This is a genomic window from Porphyrobacter sp. SLTP, from assembly GCF_009905735.1.
Classification (GTDB): domain Bacteria; phylum Pseudomonadota; class Alphaproteobacteria; order Sphingomonadales; family Sphingomonadaceae; genus Erythrobacter.
Genome location: NZ_JAAALE010000006.1, coordinates 106,455 through 123,213 on the forward strand (window position 1 = coordinate 106,455; position 16,759 = coordinate 123,213).

Genomic DNA, 16,759 nt, shown 5'->3' on the forward strand with positions numbered 1-16,759 from the left:
GCAAAGGAGACACAGGGAGAAACAAGGTCATGCTCAAAGGTGAAGGGGGTCAATCGGCAGGGCGACGAGTGGCGCGTAACGCTGCTATCGCGGCGATCGGGCTAAGTCTGACGGCTGCGCATCCCGGGGCGCACGATGCGCCGCGAATGCCAGTCTGGGAAGCGCCGAGCGCCGCTATCGACGCGGCAACACCGGTCGGTACTGTCATGGCCTTCCACGCTGCACTTGCCAGCGGCGTTACGGACGCAGCGCTGATGCACCTTTCTGAAGACGTCGTTATTTTCGAATCTGGCGGCGTTGAAAACAGCCGCGCCGAATATGCCAGCCATCATCTGGAAGCCGATGCTGCCTTCAGCGCCGCAGTGCCGCGAACCCTGGTCCGCCGCACGCATGGTATGCAAGGCGATATGGCCTGGGTCATGAGTGTCGAAACGGTGACCGGAACGTACCGCACGCGTGCGATCAACAGCCGGTCGGTCGAGACGATGATGCTCCGGCAAGTGAATGGGCAATGGCGTATCGTACACATTCACTGGTCGTCGGCCGATATATCCTGAACTGACCTTCGTTTCACATCGGGCAGGAAATCTGAGGTCTCGAGCGAGATGACCCATAGTGGATTAATGGGTGCGGAGAGCACGAATACGCGCTTGTAGCGGCAGCGATCTTGCCCGCTGGTTATTGAAGACATTGGAAAAATTTGGGTGATCCTGATTATTGGTGATAATGCGGCCGGGGAGAAGATGATAAAGGTCGCGTAGCCTATGATCGAAGTGCGTCAGCTCAGGTTTGCTGTTGCGACAGCCGATGCCCAGAATTTCTCACGCGCCGCCGAAGCAATGCGGATCAAGCAATCGACCTTGAGCAGACGGATCGCCGCCTTGGAAGCCCGCCTCGGGATCAAGCTCTTCGAACGCAGCACACGCGGCGCAATACCAACTGAGCAGGGCAAGGCGTTCCTGAGCGTTGCCCGGCGCATTCTCACCGACATTGACAATCTTCAGACGACAGCCCGCGCCGTCAGCTATGGCGAGGAGGGCAGAATCGCGGTCGGGTTTTCGGCGTCGCTGATGGCCGGCAACATGCGCGCGACCATTGGCGAGTATATGCGGCGTCACCCCGACATTCAGTTTGACGGGATCGAAGCCGATCCCGAGCGGATGCTCAGCGATCTGAAAGCCCGGATCATCGACGTCGCGCTGATGCCGTCGGATGCGCACGACGCCGGCATCTCGCGGCGCTCGGCATGGTCGGAGCGATTGCTTGTCGCCTTGCCAAAAGACCATCAACTGGCCACATCAGACCGGGTTCACTGGAGTGATTTTCGCCGACAGGTCTTCGTGCTGCCCAGTCAGGGCGTGGGACCCGCGATGGCGCGCACGCTGAAGCGCCGATTATCGGATCAGGGCTATCGTGCGAACCTGATCATGCAGGACACAAGCCTCGAGAGTGTCCTGAGCACGGTCCCGTTCGGCCGGTACATCACGCTGGCCACTGAAGCCTCGATCGGGGTGCAATGGCCGGAACTGACGTTCCTCGAAATCATCGATCAAGGCGGTGCTGCGCGCCTCGATTATGCTTTCTATTGGCGCGAGGATAACGATAACCCAGCGCTGAAGCGTTTCTTCGAACTGATCAGCGAACGCTACCCAGCCTGACCCGAGCGCCGTAATTTGGCGAAGGACCGGTCGGTCGCAATGAACCGCTCGATCATCGGCGGGATCAGTCGCTCGGGTGTGGGAGCATTTTTGGTATCGCCGCCGTTGATCGCCAAGCCATAGGCAAGCAGGTCGCGGTGAAGTCGGGAGGAGAGCTCGACGGTTACCTTGACCGGCTTTTCGTCGGCCAGATCGGCCAATTTCAATCGGGTCATGACCCTCCTCCCAATACCAGATCACGGGTAACCAGCACACGCACGGGAAAACCCGGACGGATGGTCAATGTTGGCCGCACATCGAGCTCGCGGCTGACCACCTGTTCGCCCGCGCGGCCGATACTGTCCTGCGAGCCGCGACGCAGCGCGCGGGTGAGATTGTCGTCATTGCCAGCGCCAAGCTCGCCGCCAACACCCAGCAGGGTCGAAACCAGCGCCGCGCGCAGAACGCCGCCCCAATGGAAGTCCACGCCGTCCTGCAGTCCGGCAAAGCCGGATGGGTCGCCGCCGGGTTGGCGTTCGAGCACGATCGACCGGCCATCGGGCAGAATCAGGCGGTTCCATGCGAGTTGGACCCGGCGCTGGCCGAAGGACACGTCGGCATTATAGTCGCCGATCAGCCGTGACCCTTGGGGGATGAGTAGGATGCGGCCGGTGACGCTGTCATAGACAGGTTCGGTCACCTGCGCAGTGACCTGACCTGGAAGATCGGAGCGGATGCCGGTGATGAGGGCAGCAGGAATGATGCTGCCCGCCTGCAAGACATGGGTGCCCGCAGGTGGCTCGATCCGGCTGGCTGATACCGTCCGGCGCTCGGCGGGGCGGTCGGCAAAGGCGGGACGCTGAGCCGCTGCTGCAAGCTGCGGCACCGGCGGCCCACCGCCGGCATCGGCAACTTCCGATCCGTCACCGACAGCAGCTGCCCCCGCACCGCCACCAAAGAACAGGCGGCTTTCGCGAGCGGCGCTGCGTTCCTGCACAAGCCGCTGGCGTTCGGTCTCGGCTGCCGTTTGCGCAGGCGTTGGCGCAGCGCCATTGGGCGGCGCAGCGCCTATTGGCGGAAGCTCGGCCACATCGCCGCGCTGTTGTGCCGCCAGGATCGGCGCGCCGAGATCGCCGGGCAGGGGCGGGCCCAGCTTGGGAACATCACCATAGTCGCGAGGGGCATCGGCCAATGCATCGGGGCGCGCTGCGCCTTCGGTGTTGAGCAGCTCCTCGCGCTCGGCCTGGCTCGCTGGCTGCAGGGCATAGATAAGCGCACCGCCGACAAGGGCAAAGCCGCAGGCCGAAGCAATACCGATGGCCTTGCGCGACAGCCGCATGACGCGCGGCGGATCGCCGCGCAGTTTGACCGCCTCTTCTGGCGTTTGAGCAGCTTCGTCGCTCATGACGGCGTCCTCCGGCGTTCCTTGCGGATCTCGACGCGCTGCTGCGAACGGCGGTCGCCCAGGCGCAGTTCGGCGCGCTCGAGCAGCCGGTCGACGATCATGAAGCGGCCTGACACGCGGTAGTTGAGGAGCTCGGCCTGATTGCCTTCGCCAAGCCCGAACAAAGGCGGCATCTGACCTTGCGCAACGCTTTCGGGGAATTCGATAAAGGTCTGCCGCCCGTCATCGAACACGCGCACCGGTCGCCACGCAGGCCGGTCGCCCGACAGGCGGTAGGCAAAATTGAGCGCCTCGATCGGGATATTGGCGGCAATTGGTGCTGCGCGCGTCTCGGCTTCCTGCGCCTGTTGCAAGGCGATCAACTCGTCTTGCGGATAGGTCCAGGAGACCGACGCCATGTAGACCGACGGATTGGCGCGCAGCTCGATATGATAGGTGCGCCGGTCGGTGTTGATGACGAGGTTGGTGGTGATGTCGGAGCGGACCGGCTTTACCAGAATGTGGACGCGGGCACTGGCCCCGCGCCCGCTTACGGTGTCGCCGATCAGCCAGCGCACGGTATCGCCGGCAGCGACAGGTCCGGCGCCAACCAGCTGCTCGCCTTCCTGCAGCGCAATGTCGGTCACCTGTCCCGGCGCGGCATAGACCTGATAGAGCGCGCCGGGCGCCCAGGCATAGTTCTGGATCGCGTTGATGAACTGCTCGCCCTCGGGCTGCACGCGCGCGGCGGCGTTTGCCGCTCCCACCCGATCCCGGGGCAAGGAAGGGTGGGAGCGGCGCGCGGCGTGGGAGGGGGTCCGCCGCGGTTCGGATTGCGTCTGCATTGTTGCGGTGGTCCCTGCATCGACGACCGCTGACGCCGGCTCTGAGGCGACCACTTGAGCTGAAGCCGGACAGGCCGTTGTTCCAAGCAGGACGGGCAGGAGGGTCACCGCAAGGCGACCGTGAATGGGCGAGATCATGAGCCAAGTTCCTTTGACCAGTTGATGGCATTGACGAAAATGCCGAGCGGGTTCTTGCGCAGGGCATCGGGGGTGCGCGGGGTCTGGACGGTGATCGTCAGGATGGCGGTCCAGCGACTGGTCTCGGCGAGGCTCCCATCGCGGTAGCGACGTTCGACCCAGGCAACGCGGAAGCTGGTCGGCGACGCGCGGATGACGCTGGTGACATCGATCCCGACCTGCTCGCGGCCTACGGCCGCGAAGGGATCATTGGTCCGCGCATAATCGTTGAGCACCAATGCGCCGCGGTCGGTGACAAAGTCATAGGCGCGCAGCCAGTTCTGGCGGACGATGATCGGATCGTCGGGAATGCTGCGCACCTGCTCGATAAACCGCGCCAGGTGGAATGCGATCTGCGGGTCGCTCGGATCAAAGTCGCTGACCGCAGGGGCGACGGCCTGGGCTTCGCCAAGCTTGTCGACCTGCACCACCCAGGGAATGATCGAGCCCTGCGAACCCTGCCAGACGATCCCCGCGGTGAGGCAGGCGGACAGGCCAAGCGCGCCGAAAAAGGCATAGCGCCAGCTTCGCGCCTGTATCCGCGCCGAGCCGATGCGCTCGTCCCAGACCTGGGCTGCGCGCTGGTAGGGCGTTTCCGGCTCGGGGGTCTTGCCGTAGCGGATCGAAGGTCGTCGGAACATGTGTGTCAGTCCTTTTCTGAGGTGTCGACCGAGGCGCCGCCGCCATGGCTGTCGCCCGATTTGAGCGTGTGCGCGGCGATGCTCGCGCCGTGGGAAATCGTCTGCCGGTCCTTCATCGCCTTGGCCCAGGCTGGCTGGTCGGCACCGGAATCTGACGGCGCAGGCGGCGATGGCGGGGGCGTGTTAGGTCCGGGTGTGATGCTGCCGCCCGTCTTGGTGATGGCGTCGCGGCTGCCCTCGCGGAAGGATTGCTTCACGCCGTCACCAGCCTTCCTTAGCGGCGATGTCACGGCGCTGGCGGCATATTCGCCGACGGCACGCGCGCCGCCTGCCACTGCTGCGCCGCCTGACTTGCCGGCAGAGCCGAGGGCGTAGGCCATGGTTGCGCCGCCTGCCGCGCGCGATGTGCCCTGCGCGACATTGGAGGCCGCACTGGCGACCGCGCCGCCCGCCAGTTTGGCACCGGCGACAGCGCCTGCGGCAGCGCCGCCAGCGAGCAGCGCGGTGCCGGCTGCGGCGCCGGCGCCAAGCTGCGGTCCGCCCGAAACAATGCCATTGGCGATCCCAGGACCGAAGATGCCAAGGCCGAGCAGCGCCAGGCTCGCCAGCACGATCGACAGTGCGTCTTCAATCGTGGGTTCGCCCGCAATCGCGGTTGTGAACTCGGAAAAGATGGTCGAGCCGATACCGACGATCACCGCGAGCACCAGCACCTTGATGCCCGATGAGACGACATGGCCGAGCACGCGCTCGGCCATGAAGGCGGTCTTGCCAAACAGCCCGAACGGGATCAGCACGAAGCCGCAAAGCGTTGCCAGCTTGAATTCGATGAGGGTGATGAACAGCTGGATCGACAGGATGAAGAAGGCGATGATGACGATCGCCCAGGCGACCAGCAGGATCACGATCTGCAGGAAATTCTCGAAGAAGCTGACAAAGCCGAGGAGCTCGGAGATCGACTCCAGTAAGGGATAGGCGGCGTCAAGCCCCACTTGCGCGACCCGGCCCGGCTGCAGCAGTTCGGCAGCCGTAAACCCGGTGCCACTGGCCTTGAGGCCCAGCCCGGCGAAACTTTCGAACACGATGCGCGCGAGGCTGTTCCAGTTGCCGATGATATAGGCAAAGATCCCGACAAAGAGCGTCTTCTTGACCAGGCGGGCAAGAATGTCGTCCTGCTCGCCCCAAGACCAGAACAGCGCTGCCAGCGTGACATCGATGACGATCAGCGTGGTTGCGATGAAGGCGACTTCGCCGCCCAGCAGACCAAAGCCGCTGTCAATGTAGCGCGAAAAGATGTCGAGGAAGCGGTCGACGACGCCGGTGCCACCCATGTCAGCGATCCCTCGCCATATCGAAGGTGGGATCCCCGCTGTTGTCAGTCACAGGGGGCACGACCGCCGCATCAGCCTCGGCCTGCCCCAGAAACCGCCGGCGTTCCGCTGCCCATGCTGCGGTGCAGATATCGACCGATGCCGCCTCAAGGCCGAGCGCTGCGCAATAGGCGAGGGTGGCCTTTGCATTGTCTCCGGATACATCCGCCGCAGCTATCGCAGCGCTAGGCGGCGGCGCAGGCTCTTCGCGCAATTCGAGCACGGCCATGGTGATGGCAATGGCGACGAACGCGCCGGCCCCAATCCGCGCAAAGAGCTTGCTGTCCATCGCTTCAGTTCCCGAACAGCTGGGCATTGGCCGGGACATAGGGACGGCGATCGCCGAGGAATCGCCGCAGCTGTTCGCGTGCCTGCGCCTTGGCGGCCGCTTGTGCAGCGGCGTCGAGCGATTGTGCCCGCGCCAGCGAGGCGACCGTGGCGGTCAGGTCCGCGAGTTGCTGCGCCTGCACCGCCAGCAGCTGATTGCCAGCCTGGGCGGCCTGAAGCGCGCCGGTTGCCGACTGGCTTGAGCCAACGAGGCTGTCGATAGCGCCGCGCGTGCCGTCGATATTGCCGACCACGCCGGCCTGAACCCGCAGGGCATCCTCGAACGCGCCGACACTATTCTGCCACCGGGCCTCGGCACCCTGGACCAGCAAGCGCTGCGGCCCGGTCATCGCGCCCGCGCGATAATTGTTCTGGAACTCGCGCTCGATCTGCCGAACATCATAGGCAACGCGCTGTGCCTGTCTGAGCAAGGCCTGCGTCTGCCGAATCTGCGCCTGCAGCGGCTCGAGCACGGTCAGGGGCAGCGATTGCAGGTTGCGCGCTTCGTTGACGAGCGAGGTGGCCTGATTCTGGAGCTGCCGGATCTGGTTGTTGATCTGCTCGAGCGTGCGGGCGGCGGTCAGGATGTTCTGCGCATAGTTGCGCGGGTCGAACACCACGCCGCCGATCTGTGCGCTGGCAGCCGCCGGCAGCATGGCGCTGACGCTGAGCGACAGGACTGCGGCACTGGCAGCAAGCATCGAGACGAATTTACGGGCTTTCATGGGCACGACTCCTGGGTTTGGTCCGACCGGGGACCGGGTTGGGGAAGGGGACTGGGAGCGGGCAGCAGCTCGGCTGCCCAGGCAAGACCGCGATGGCGCAGCCAGCGCGCCGCAAAGTCAGCGCTGCCGTGCGCGCCCGTGATCGCATCGATGGCGAGCTGGTCAGTCTTTGATGATGTGGCGGTGAAGGCGAGCGCGACTTCGCCGAGGCCAAGTTCGAACAATCGGTTACCGCGCGCCGACTGACAGTAATAATCGCGTTTGGGCGTAGCCCGCGCGATGATCTCGATCTGCCGGTCATTGAGGCCGAAGCGGCGATAGATCGCCAATATCTGCGGTTCGACCGCGCGTTCGTTGGGGAGGAAGATGCGGGTGGGGCAGCTTTCGATGATCGCAGGCGCAATCGCGCTGGTCTCGATGTCGGCGAGGCTTTGCGTTGCGAAAACCACGCTCGCATTCTTCTTGCGCAGCGTCTTGAGCCATTCGCGCAGTTGTGCGGCAAAGGCCGGGCTGTCGAGGACAAGCCAGCCCTCGTCGATGATGATCATGGTTGGCGAGCCATCGAGCCGGCCTTCGATGCGGTGGAACAGATAGGACAGCACGGCAGGGGCTGCGGCCGAGCCGGTCAGTCCTTCGGTCTCGAAGGCCTGAAAGCTGGCCTCGCCCAGATGTTCGCTCTCGGCATCAAGCAGCCGCCCGAACGGCCCACCGATGCAATAGGGCGCGAGCGCCTGCTTCAAGGCCTGCGACTGGAGCAGGACGGCCAGCCCGGTGAGCGTGCGCTCGGCCATGGGCGCGGTGGCAAGCGAGGTCAGCGCCGACCAGAGATGCTCCTTGGTGGCGGGATCGATGGTCATGCCTTCGGCAGTGAGGATCGCCTGGAGCCATTCGGCCGCCCAATTGCGTTCCGCCGGTTCGTCGATCCGGGCCAGTGGTTGCAACAATACCGCGCCAGCGCTGTCCTCGGCCAGGCCAGAGCCGGTCAACGAATTGCCGAGGTCCTGCCAGTCCCCGCCGCAGGCCAGCGCCGCTGCCCGGATTGATCCGCCGAAGTCGAAGGCAAAGACCTGGGCTTGGGTATACCGCTGAAACTGCAGCGCCATCAGCGCCAGCAGCACCGACTTGCCCGCCCCCGTTGGCCCGACGATCAGCGTATGGCCGACATCGCCGACATGGAGAGAGAACCGGAACGGGGTCGAACCTTCGGTCCGCGCATAGAATAAGGGGGCGGCTTTGAAGTGATCGTCCCGTTCCGGCCCGGCCCACACGGCAGACAGGGGGATCATATGGGCAAGGTTCAATGTGGAGATCGGGGGTGTCCGGACATTGGCGTAGACATGGCCGGGAAGCGATCCGAGCCAGGCTTCGACCGCGTTCATGCCTTCGACGATCACGGTAAAGTCGCGGCCCTGGATGACCTTCTCGACCAGACGCAGCTTCTCCGCTGCCAGCGCCGCGTCTTCGTCCCAGACAGTCACCGTCGCGGTGACATAGGCCTGGCCGACAAAATCCGATCCGAGCTCCTGCAGCGCGGCATCGGCATCGGCGGCCTTGTTCGAGGCGTCGCTGTCGAGCAGCGTCGAAGCCTCGTTGGTCATCACCTCCTTGAGGATGCTTGCGACCGATTTGCGCTTGGCGAACCACTGCCGCCGGATTTTGGCGGTCAGCTTGGTGGCATCGGTCTTGTCGAGCATCACGGCGCGGGTCGACCAGCGATAGGCAAAGGCGAGCCGGTTGAGTTCGTCGAGCAGGCCCGGGAAGGTGCTGCTGGGAAAGCCGACCACGGTCAACGTGCGCAGGTGCGCGCGACCAAGGCGCGGTTCAAGCCCGCCGGTCAGCGGCTCATCGACCAGCAACGCATCAAGATGCATCGGGGTTTCGGGAACGCGCACGCGGTGACTGCGGGTCGAAACGCAGCTGTGCAGATAGGTCAGCGTCTCGCCGTCATCGAGCCACGCGACCTCGGGCACAAAGCCATCGATCAGACGCAAGAGGCGCTCGGTGCGGTCGACGAAGAGGTCGAGCAGCTCCTTGGGATTGATGCCCTTTTCGGCCTTCCCCTCGTAGAGCCAGCTTTCGGCGCGCGCCGCGTCTTCGGCGGGCGGCATCCACAACAGGGTCAGGAAATAGCGGCTCTCGAAATGTGCGCCTTCCTCGGCAAATTGCGCGGCGCGCTCGCGCTCGACCAGCGCCGAGGCCGGATCGGGAAAATCGCTATCGGGATAGTCCTGTGCCGGGCGGCGCACCGCCTCAACGAATATGGCCCAACCTGAACCCAGTCGCCGCAGCGCGCTGTTGAGCCGCGCGGTCGTCGCTATCAGCTCTGCAGGCGTCGCGCTGTCAAGATCGGGACCGCGGAAACGGGCCGAGCGCTGGAAGCTGCCGTCCTTGTTGAGCACCACGCCGGGGGCAACCAGCGCGGCCCAGGGCAGGAAGTCGGCAAGCCGGTCGGCCTTGTTCCGGTATTCGCGAAGCGAAAGCATGGGCTCAGACCCTCAGAAACGTGGGAAAGCGCAGATGCCGCCGCGCGACATCGACGAATTGCGGATCGCGCCGAGCGGCCCAGACCGAGACCATGTGGCCGAGCGCGAAGATTACGACACCGGCGATCCACAGGCGCAGGCCAAGCCCGATCGCGGCCGCCAGCGTCGCATTGGCGATCGCCAACCCGCGCGGGGCGCCGCCAAGCAGGATATGCTCGGTCAGCGCGCGGTGAACCGGTACGACAAAGCCGGGCACGGCTTCAGGTGATGCAGTCTCCATCACACCAAAGCCCCGCCGCCGAACGAGAAGAACGACAGGAAGAAGGAGGAGGCCGCAAAGGCGATCGACAGGCCGAACACGATCTGGATCATCCGGCGTGCACCGCCCGAGGTGTCGCCGAACGCCAGCGCCAGACCGGTGGCGATGATGATCATGACCGCCACGATCTTGGCGACGGGGCCCTGGATGGACTCGAGGATCGACTGGAGCGGCGCTTCCCAAGGCATCGACGAGCCCGCCGCATGAGCAGGCCCCGCGATGGCAAGAGCAACAAAGCCACCGAGCATGGCAGCGGAGAGGCGGGCGCGGGCGCGCGATAGGGTACGGATCACGATGAAACTCCTGTGGCTGGGGGTGTGATGGGGAGGATCTGATAGTCGCCGTGGGCATCGAGGCCGGTGACCTCAGCGAGTTCGGCAAGCCGCCGCCCGGTCCCGTCGCGGACCAGGACGGCGATCACATCAATGGTCTCGGCAATCAGCGCGCGCGGCACGGTGACGACGCTTTCCTGAATGAGCTGCTCCATGCGCCGCAGGACCCCAAGCGCGGATCCTGCGTGGATCGTGCCGACGCCGCCGGGATGCCCAGTGCCCCAAGCCTTGAGCAGGTCGAGCGCTTCGGCACCTCGCACCTCGCCGATCGGGATGCGGTCGGGGCGCAAGCGCAGGGCCGAGCGGACCAGGTCGGAGAGCGTGGCAACGCCGTCCTTGGTGCGCAGCGACACGAGATTGGGCGCGGCGCATTGCAGCTCGCGCGTATCCTCGATCAGGACCACGCGGTCGACACTCTTGGCGACTTCAGCCAGGAGCGCGTTGGTGAGGGTGGTCTTGCCGGTCGACGTGCCGCCAGCGACCAGGATGTTCTTCCGGGCCGCAACGGCGCGAACCAGCGCGTCGGCCTGCCATGGAGACATGATCTGCGCCGCGACATAATCAGCAAGCGTAAACACCGCGACGGCCGGCTTGCGGATCGCGAAGATCGGCGCTGCCACCACCGGTGGCAGCAGACCTTCGAAGCGCTCACCCGTATCGGGAAGCTCGGCCGACACCCGCGGCGCCCTGGCATGAACCTCGGCTCCGACATGATGCGCCACCAGCCGGATGATCCGCTCGCCATCGGCAACGCACATCCCGCTCCCCGTATCGGCGATCCCGGCTCCGAGCCGGTCGATCCACAGCCGCCCGTCAGGATTGAGCATGACCTCGATGACCGAGGCATCTTCAAGCCAGGCGGCAATCTCCGGCCCGAGCGCAGTGCGCAGCATACGCGCTCCGCGCGACGATGCTTGCGACGGGATGGGGATGACGCTCATGAACTGCCTCGTGTCGGCGAGGCAACCGATCATCGGCTGCGCTCGTGAGGCAGATCAAAGAGACATTGGAATGCTTATACGCAACAGCTTGTTGCAATCATGGTAGTCTAGCGAAAAGGCAGAAATCGTGGCGCAAATGTATGATGATCCCTACGCCTCGGCCGCGTCCAGCTCATTGATCGCGACTCCCGTGCGAGCAAGGATTTTGCCGACTAGAGCTGCTCTTTCAGGCATGGCAGCCAGCGTGCTCAGATCTATCGACCGGAATGTCTTCCAACGGTTTTAGTCGGCGATGTGTGCCTCCAGCAACGTCTCCTTTAAGGCACCGCTCACATCTAATTCGCTCTATAAATCAGATAATTGACTGACGCTGCTAGTTGCGAAAGCGGCGCTCAAAGAATTGGTTTCGCTAAGCTGGGCCATCGCTTCGGCGGAGTAGGCAATCCGGTTCGATCGGACCAAATCTGGAGGGTTCTGAGACGCGAGACAGGCTGTTCGGCTGCCCGCTGTCGACCGGCCGGTGCCCTAAGGAATAATGCGCTGGCCTGCAAAGAACGCTATAGCTGTTGGTGATGACTTCGAACGACAAGGCGCTCCGTTTCTACGAGACCCGCTACGACCAGATTGCGGCTTGGCTGGTACGTCCCGGTGACAAGGTCATGCTCGGCGATCCGGCGAGGCGGGTCTGCCGTTTCTGTGGCCAGAAGCCGCCGGCGGTGAAGTTCAAGAAGGTCGCCCACGCGATTCCCGAAGCGATCGGTAACAAGAGTATCGCTAGCGCTTATGAGTGCGACACCTGCAACGAGGACTTCGGCTCTGGTATCGAGAACGACCTTGGCAACTGGTCGAAGCCGATGCGGACGATGTCGCGCATTCGCGGCAAGAATGGTGTTCCGACCCTGAAGCAGGGTGGCAACAAGCCGGGCTGGCGAATCGAGCATGGCGACAAGGGCTTCGAAATCAGCTCCTATGAGGGTGACCCGGTCTATGTCCTCGACGAAATAGCCAAGCGTGTCACCTTCACACTCAAGCGTGATCCCTACACGCCGGTCGGCGTCCTCAAGGCGTTTATGAAGATCGGTCTAACCTTGCTGCCCGAGGAAGAGGTCGTCAGCTTTCCGCATCTGATGACTTGGATCAAGGACGCAGACCACGCGCGGGCTTTCGCCGACCGCTTTCCGCTCATTTACACCTTCACGCCCGGCCCCCGCCCCAACGACGTAATCGCGGCGACGCTGCTCAGGCGAAAGCCCGGCTTCACCGACATCCCCTATATGTATCTGGTGTTGGGCTATGGTCAGGAAGCCTTCCAAGTTCAGCTTCCATCCGAGCAGCACGACGCCGCAATGAATGGCAAGCCGATCACGGTTCCTGCGTTCCCGGTCCCCGGCTCACCCGATCCGGAACGTTACGGAAAGCCGCGCACCGGCCTGCTTGAACTGACCGGTCGGCAAGTGGTGCGCGGCGATACCGTCACGATCAGGGTCGGTTACGAACGCAGCCACCACAAGGATTTTCGGCCTTGGCCCCTGCGCATTCGACCCGCGCTTAAAGCGGCCTGGCGCTGCGCGCGATCGGTGCTAATGCGCCGCCGCGGCTGAGCAATTCGCGGCGCGCATCGCGCTTGTGGCGTGGCGGCCGCGAGCGAATTGCGCAGCCAGAGGGTGCACATCTTAATTGAGTCGTATGGGCGACTTTCTGCCCGTCTGCTTCGAAACATGCCATCCGCGGCATCTGTTAGAAGCATTCGTTCCCAGCGACTTATCGAAACGATAGGCGGTCGTCTGCTACCGGAGGATAAGCCCTGCGCACCTGAAGATCGGTCAAGATCGAGGCAAGGATCAGCTTCGCATTGGCCAATCGAGCGGTATCAATGCTTTGCCCGAACTGCGCGTCCAGCGCTCGCGGGTAGCGGCCACATAGCGTACATCGTCTTCAAAATAGGCATGCTCGATCAAAAGTACTTGAAGCCCATGTTGACGCTCAACTTCCTTGAAAAGGAAATCTATGTGGCGACGCATCGCCATGATATCTTCATCCTCCTCGCCGCCAGATATGGCCTTTTCATCTTCATCCGCTGATTGGGCCGGAAAGTAGGGACGGCTTATCTGGTCGAGTACGAGGATACCGGGCACCGGTGCATCCACCTCACCGAAGTAACGTTGTAGTCCGAAAGCGAGTGCAATGTGGATAGCGAGATAATTCTGATCCGACCCCACGTCTGGCATTCGCAGCATCGTGCCTTTACCGTCGCCTTCAATTACTCGGACTTCAGGTTCTTTCGACGAAAAATAGAGCTCCGAACCAACACAGGGTGCTACGGTGGGAAGGAAAGCAAGCGCCTCCGACGCGTACTGTGAAATTTTGCTCTCCGCGCGCTTTAGGCGGATATCTCTGCTCTCACGATCGACCCGTGCCTCCAACTGAATGATCTCATCTCGAAGCACCGCCAGATCAGGGCCCAGCTGTTTCGGTTCTTCTGCGCTGGTCTGCAAAAAGAAGGCAATTTTTCCCTGCAGATGTGCTCGCGCCTGTGCGACGCTGGCAAGACGCCGGGTCTCATCAGTCTGACGAAGCCAACTCGTGATCTTCTCATCCGTCTCTCGCAGATCCCGGTTGAGGCGATTGATTTCGGAGGTCAGAGTGTCGTCAAGCTCGACAAGCTGGGGGCGGACACGCTCTACAGCGATGCTTTCATCTCGAACCTTGGCCAATGTACGTGCAAGCGCTGCAGCGGTCTCGTGTCCGCGCTCGGATGGGGCATCACAGAGCGGACAGAGATGCGCAGCTTCGCCGAGCTTCAAATGTTCTGCAAGATTCAGCTTGTTTCGCTGCCGGGTGACGGCTCCTTGAAAACCCGAGGCATCTGCAAGCGCCAAACGCGCAGCCTGGCGCTTCCGCCTAGCGGCCGTGAGACCGGCCAATATCTCCTTTCTGGTAGCATGGAGGTAACCAATCTCCCCCTCACTTGGGTAACTGGTGGGATCATCTTCGGTCTCGGCGATCGCCTTCAACTGCACAAGCAGTTCGCCTTCGTCCGCATCGCTGTTTGGTTGGTCCGCGAGTGAAAAGCGATGTGCTTCGTTGATTAGTCCGACGGCGCGCTGCTTCAGTGCCGTCTCAGCCGCCCGTCGGCTGCGCTCTCGGCCTTCCTCTACTGCAAGCGCGCGCCGAATCTGACGGAGCTTGCGTTCCGCCATTGCGCTTTCTTCATCCGTCGCCCGCAAGAAATATGGCATGGTTGCGACGATGTCTTTGGCCTTGTCGGGCTGCTCCATGCCATGCAGGAGCACTGTCTCGCTATCGATCACTTCTTTGGTAACGAACAGATAGGGCGTGACGTGGCGAACGCTAGTTCGGCCCTTTGTCTCGCCAGCGTCGTCCGGCAAATGGCTCAAGTCGCCAATGCCGAAAGCTCTCTGAATGAAGCTCTTTGCCGCATCGAGCGTGGTGGCGCCGTCGAAGTCGTCGAGGCTGGTCGGGAGGAGTAGGTTCTTTCCTGCCGTCGCGAACATTCGTGTGCTGGTCGCTTGGCCATCGGGTGGGATAAGCCGACCGACGATCATTTCCTCCTCGCCTGTCACCCATTTCACGCCCACCGCAATCGCGTGCCGCCGAATATGGACCGGTAATTCGCATTTGCTTGAGCCAAGACAGTAGTCGATCGCCTTGATCAGTGCTGATTTTCCGGTCCCTGATGCGCCGGTAATGATGTTGACCGCGCCAGGGATGAATGAGATCTCCTGCCGACGCCCCGACATTCCGAGGAAAAACACATTGGCGATGTTCCAGCGGGTCATACGGTAAGTCCTAAGATCCCGAAGATATTGCGGGTCGATCCAGCCATTGCAAACCAAGTCCCCAGTCTTCCGGCCCGGCGGATCACACCGGCCGAGATGGTGTCGAGCTTGGTGATCGCCGTTCCCCTCACCTTCGTCGAACCGAGCCTAATGCGCCCATCTGGTCCAAGAACAAGCAATTGTGCGAAACAGCCATAGCGGACGGCCGGTGTGACAATCTCGAGGCTAGCATTGACGCGCTCGGCCAGGGCGACCGACATTTGTGGGGTCCGTTCTAGCCACTGCAGCAGGCCAGTTTTCTTGTTGGTTCCCTCGAAAGAGCCAGCAAGGTCATCGGAGAGCGCAATTGGCAAGGCAAGATAGGCGAGTGGCAGATCCGCGCCGGTCTCGTCGACCTCGGTAAAGGCCTTCAGAAACTCTGCCAGAGCATATGTGCAGAATGCCGGATTGGTTTCGGCGTAGAGGTCATGTGCGAGGATCATTCACCGTCCTCGAGAAGGTTCTTGAAGTCAGGATGCCAGCCCACTTCGAGATCGATAGCCAGCACCTGATAGCTGCCTCGCACATAATAGGCGGCGCCGAAGCCCTCTTGGATCGGCCTGACGGCCATTGGCGCATCATTGTGGGTCCAGCGAAGAAGATCGAGACCCGACTTGCATTTCCCATCCTCCTCGAAGTCCCCGCATTCCTCTACCATTTGGGCGTGCCTGTCGGACCAATGCTCGGTGAGGACCGCATCATAATCATGGATCTTGCTTGCCAGCGCTGGGTTCTCAGTTGCCCAACGGGCGCGCTGTGCGCGGGCGCGCCATTCTTCTCGAATGGCCTTATCAATGTCAGCATTGCCGCCTTTTACCAGCGCGATCTGGCGCGTGAGCATGCCATTGGGCTGATAGTCGAGCGGCTTCTGCAGGGTTTCGAAGTCAGCCGACAATCTGCCTTGATCTAGCTCGCCCACAATTTCGCTAATTTGCGCCTGTACTTCGGGTCGGGCGATGACCCTCTCACGCTTGTTGCAGAGGCTGTAGACGATCTGCCGGTCCCACCATTCGATCAGTTTTCTGGCGACCAGCGCACGTTGCCCAGCAGGTAGCAAAGTCAAGCGGCCTTCGATCTTCCCCTCGATTTCGCCTACGGTGGGGCTATCAACCCTAAGTGTTATCCGACGTATCAGATTTAGCTGCATCATTGGCGGCAGTGACAAGAATGCCTTACATCCGTCCTTTCTGTCGGAGTAAGGAAGCGGAGATTTCCCGTCTGCTTTGGCTTTAGCCCGCTCGTCCAGTACGCGCTGCGCTTCCTCGACCATGGCGTTCGCCAAAGCTTCCCGGTTGTCGTCCGCATCGGCAAGTGCCTTAAGCGGATCGTTCTTCACAATTCCGCCTACCGTCACGAGGTGAAGGCTGGTTTCCGCTAGGCTCAAGTTGGGGAGAGCATCTATCCACACCTTGATCGTGCGCCAGAGCGATCGAGATTTGATTCCAACAGGGGAAGGTTTGGCTGCAATTGAATGTTTCAGTTGATAGAGCAGGTCACGACCATCAGCCTTGATTGCGATGTCATCGAGCTGCTCAATTCCGACTGCAGCGTCATCTGAGACCTGCTCCAGAAGGATCAGCAGTGCGTAGAGGGACTGATACCAAAACCCTAGGGCGGAACCCTCGGCGGCATGACTTGTCCCGTTTTTTTCCTTCATTCTGACAACTTAGCCGTTATCATGCCTGTTCGGCAATGGCAGACCGACCGCGTTAGCGCAACAGCCCCATAACTCTTGCCTG

17 protein-coding genes are annotated in these 16,759 nt (G+C 62.4%); 3 read left to right on the forward strand and 14 right to left on the reverse strand.

Features of this window, described 5'->3' with window-relative positions:
- Positions 1-29 precede the first annotated feature (29 nt).
- Both GVM20_RS06920 and GVM20_RS06925 read left to right on the forward strand, forming a co-directional pair.
- Complete coding sequence (locus GVM20_RS06920) at positions 30-557, forward strand: YybH family protein (protein ID WP_199799496.1); 528 nt, start codon at positions 30-32, stop codon at positions 555-557.
- 207 nt (positions 558-764) lie between these two features.
- A complete protein-coding gene (locus GVM20_RS06925; RefSeq protein ID WP_166546498.1) occupies positions 765-1,658 on the forward strand; it encodes a LysR family transcriptional regulator in 894 nt (297 codons plus the stop codon).
- Here the strand turns inward: GVM20_RS06925 and GVM20_RS06930 are convergent.
- Genes GVM20_RS06930 through trbB form a run of 11 tightly spaced genes read right to left on the reverse strand, consistent with a single transcriptional unit; the run spans position 1,646 to position 11,181 of the window.
- On the reverse strand, positions 1,646-1,873 hold the full coding sequence (locus GVM20_RS06930) for a DUF2274 domain-containing protein (RefSeq protein ID WP_166546499.1): 228 nt from the start codon (positions 1,871-1,873) through the stop codon (positions 1,646-1,648). The two genes, GVM20_RS06925 and GVM20_RS06930, sit on opposite strands and share 13 nt — an antisense overlap.
- Positions 1,870-3,042, reverse strand: coding sequence for a TraB/TrbI/VirB10 family type IV secretion system protein (locus tag GVM20_RS06935; RefSeq protein ID WP_166546500.1), 1,173 nt, complete (start codon positions 3,040-3,042; stop codon positions 1,870-1,872). The genes GVM20_RS06930 and GVM20_RS06935 overlap by 4 nt, the downstream gene beginning before the upstream one ends.
- Positions 3,039-4,004 (reverse strand): P-type conjugative transfer protein TrbG, encoded by a 966-nt coding sequence (gene trbG, locus GVM20_RS06940; protein ID WP_166546501.1) that lies wholly within the window; start codon positions 4,002-4,004, stop codon positions 3,039-3,041. Before trbG ends, GVM20_RS06935 begins: the two co-directional genes overlap by 4 nt.
- Positions 4,001-4,684 (reverse strand): conjugal transfer protein TrbF, encoded by a 684-nt coding sequence (gene trbF, locus GVM20_RS06945; RefSeq protein ID WP_137776157.1) that lies wholly within the window; start codon positions 4,682-4,684, stop codon positions 4,001-4,003. The genes trbG and trbF overlap by 4 nt, the downstream gene beginning before the upstream one ends.
- Before the next feature lie 5 nt (positions 4,685-4,689).
- Entirely contained in the window at positions 4,690-6,015 is a 1,326-nt protein-coding gene (gene trbL / locus GVM20_RS06950) for a P-type conjugative transfer protein TrbL (protein WP_166546502.1), read from the reverse strand.
- Between the two features lies 1 nt (position 6,016).
- Positions 6,017-6,343 (reverse strand): putative entry exclusion protein TrbK-alt, encoded by a 327-nt coding sequence (gene trbK-alt, locus GVM20_RS06955; RefSeq protein ID WP_166546503.1) that lies wholly within the window; start codon positions 6,341-6,343, stop codon positions 6,017-6,019.
- A gap of 4 nt (positions 6,344-6,347) precedes the next feature.
- A complete protein-coding gene (gene trbJ, locus GVM20_RS06960; protein ID WP_166546504.1) occupies positions 6,348-7,106 on the reverse strand; it encodes a P-type conjugative transfer protein TrbJ in 759 nt (252 codons plus the stop codon).
- Positions 7,103-9,589, reverse strand: a complete 2,487-nt coding sequence (trbE, locus tag GVM20_RS06965; protein WP_166546505.1) for a conjugal transfer protein TrbE — start codon at positions 9,587-9,589, stop codon at positions 7,103-7,105. The genes trbJ and trbE overlap by 4 nt, the downstream gene beginning before the upstream one ends.
- 4 nt (positions 9,590-9,593) lie before the next feature.
- Complete coding sequence (locus GVM20_RS06970; protein WP_166546506.1) at positions 9,594-9,869, reverse strand: VirB3 family type IV secretion system protein; 276 nt, start codon at positions 9,867-9,869, stop codon at positions 9,594-9,596.
- Positions 9,869-10,198 carry a TrbC/VirB2 family type IV secretion system protein gene (locus tag GVM20_RS06975; protein ID WP_502706188.1) on the reverse strand — a complete coding sequence of 110 codons (330 nt, stop codon included), beginning with the start codon at positions 10,196-10,198 and terminating at the stop codon, positions 9,869-9,871. The genes GVM20_RS06970 and GVM20_RS06975 overlap by 1 nt, the downstream gene beginning before the upstream one ends.
- A complete protein-coding gene (gene trbB, locus GVM20_RS06980; RefSeq protein WP_166546508.1) occupies positions 10,198-11,181 on the reverse strand; it encodes a P-type conjugative transfer ATPase TrbB in 984 nt (327 codons plus the stop codon). Before trbB ends, GVM20_RS06975 begins: the two co-directional genes overlap by 1 nt.
- A 659-nt stretch (positions 11,182-11,840) precedes the next feature.
- Between trbB and GVM20_RS06985 the strand changes: the two genes are divergently transcribed.
- The gene (locus tag GVM20_RS06985) at positions 11,841-12,782 is read left to right on the forward strand and encodes an HNH endonuclease (RefSeq protein WP_199799497.1); all 942 of its coding nucleotides are present in this window, start codon (positions 11,841-11,843) and stop codon (positions 12,780-12,782) included.
- Between the two features lie 240 nt (positions 12,783-13,022).
- On the opposite strand, the gene GVM20_RS06990 is transcribed toward GVM20_RS06985, so the two are convergent.
- Genes GVM20_RS06990 through GVM20_RS07000 form a run of 3 tightly spaced genes read right to left on the reverse strand, consistent with a single transcriptional unit; the run spans position 13,023 to position 16,677 of the window.
- Positions 13,023-14,981, reverse strand: a complete 1,959-nt coding sequence (locus GVM20_RS06990) for a DUF3732 domain-containing protein (RefSeq protein ID WP_166546510.1) — start codon at positions 14,979-14,981, stop codon at positions 13,023-13,025.
- Positions 14,978-15,463 carry a three component ABC system middle component gene (locus GVM20_RS06995; RefSeq protein WP_166546511.1) on the reverse strand — a complete coding sequence of 162 codons (486 nt, stop codon included), beginning with the start codon at positions 15,461-15,463 and terminating at the stop codon, positions 14,978-14,980. Before GVM20_RS06995 ends, GVM20_RS06990 begins: the two co-directional genes overlap by 4 nt.
- Positions 15,460-16,677, reverse strand: a complete 1,218-nt coding sequence (locus tag GVM20_RS07000; protein ID WP_166546512.1) for an ABC-three component system protein — start codon at positions 16,675-16,677, stop codon at positions 15,460-15,462. The genes GVM20_RS06995 and GVM20_RS07000 overlap by 4 nt, the downstream gene beginning before the upstream one ends.
- Positions 16,678-16,759: the final 82 nt, after the last annotated feature.

Coding starts and splice junctions, on each gene's coding strand:
- GVM20_RS06920 (WP_199799496.1), top strand. CDS start 30: ATGCTCAAAGGTGAAGGGGGTCAATCGGCAGGGCGACGAGTGGCGCGT.
- GVM20_RS06925 (WP_166546498.1), top strand. CDS start 765: ATGATCGAAGTGCGTCAGCTCAGGTTTGCTGTTGCGACAGCCGATGCC.
- GVM20_RS06930 (WP_166546499.1), bottom strand. CDS start 1,873: ATGACCCGATTGAAATTGGCCGATCTGGCCGACGAAAAGCCGGTCAAG.
- GVM20_RS06935 (WP_166546500.1), bottom strand. CDS start 3,042: ATGAGCGACGAAGCTGCTCAAACGCCAGAAGAGGCGGTCAAACTGCGC.
- trbG (WP_166546501.1), bottom strand. CDS start 4,004: ATGATCTCGCCCATTCACGGTCGCCTTGCGGTGACCCTCCTGCCCGTC.
- trbF (WP_137776157.1), bottom strand. CDS start 4,684: ATGTTCCGACGACCTTCGATCCGCTACGGCAAGACCCCCGAGCCGGAA.
- trbL (WP_166546502.1), bottom strand. CDS start 6,015: ATGGGTGGCACCGGCGTCGTCGACCGCTTCCTCGACATCTTTTCGCGC.
- trbK-alt (WP_166546503.1), bottom strand. CDS start 6,343: ATGGACAGCAAGCTCTTTGCGCGGATTGGGGCCGGCGCGTTCGTCGCC.
- trbJ (WP_166546504.1), bottom strand. CDS start 7,106: ATGAAAGCCCGTAAATTCGTCTCGATGCTTGCTGCCAGTGCCGCAGTC.
- trbE (WP_166546505.1), bottom strand. CDS start 9,589: ATGCTTTCGCTTCGCGAATACCGGAACAAGGCCGACCGGCTTGCCGAC.
- GVM20_RS06970 (WP_166546506.1), bottom strand. CDS start 9,869: ATGGAGACTGCATCACCTGAAGCCGTGCCCGGCTTTGTCGTACCGGTT.
- trbB (WP_166546508.1), bottom strand. CDS start 11,181: ATGAGCGTCATCCCCATCCCGTCGCAAGCATCGTCGCGCGGAGCGCGT.
- GVM20_RS06985 (WP_199799497.1), top strand. CDS start 11,841: ATGCTCGGCGATCCGGCGAGGCGGGTCTGCCGTTTCTGTGGCCAGAAG.
- GVM20_RS06990 (WP_166546510.1), bottom strand. CDS start 14,981: ATGACCCGCTGGAACATCGCCAATGTGTTTTTCCTCGGAATGTCGGGG.
- GVM20_RS06995 (WP_166546511.1), bottom strand. CDS start 15,463: ATGATCCTCGCACATGACCTCTACGCCGAAACCAATCCGGCATTCTGC.
- GVM20_RS07000 (WP_166546512.1), bottom strand. CDS start 16,677: ATGAAGGAAAAAAACGGGACAAGTCATGCCGCCGAGGGTTCCGCCCTA.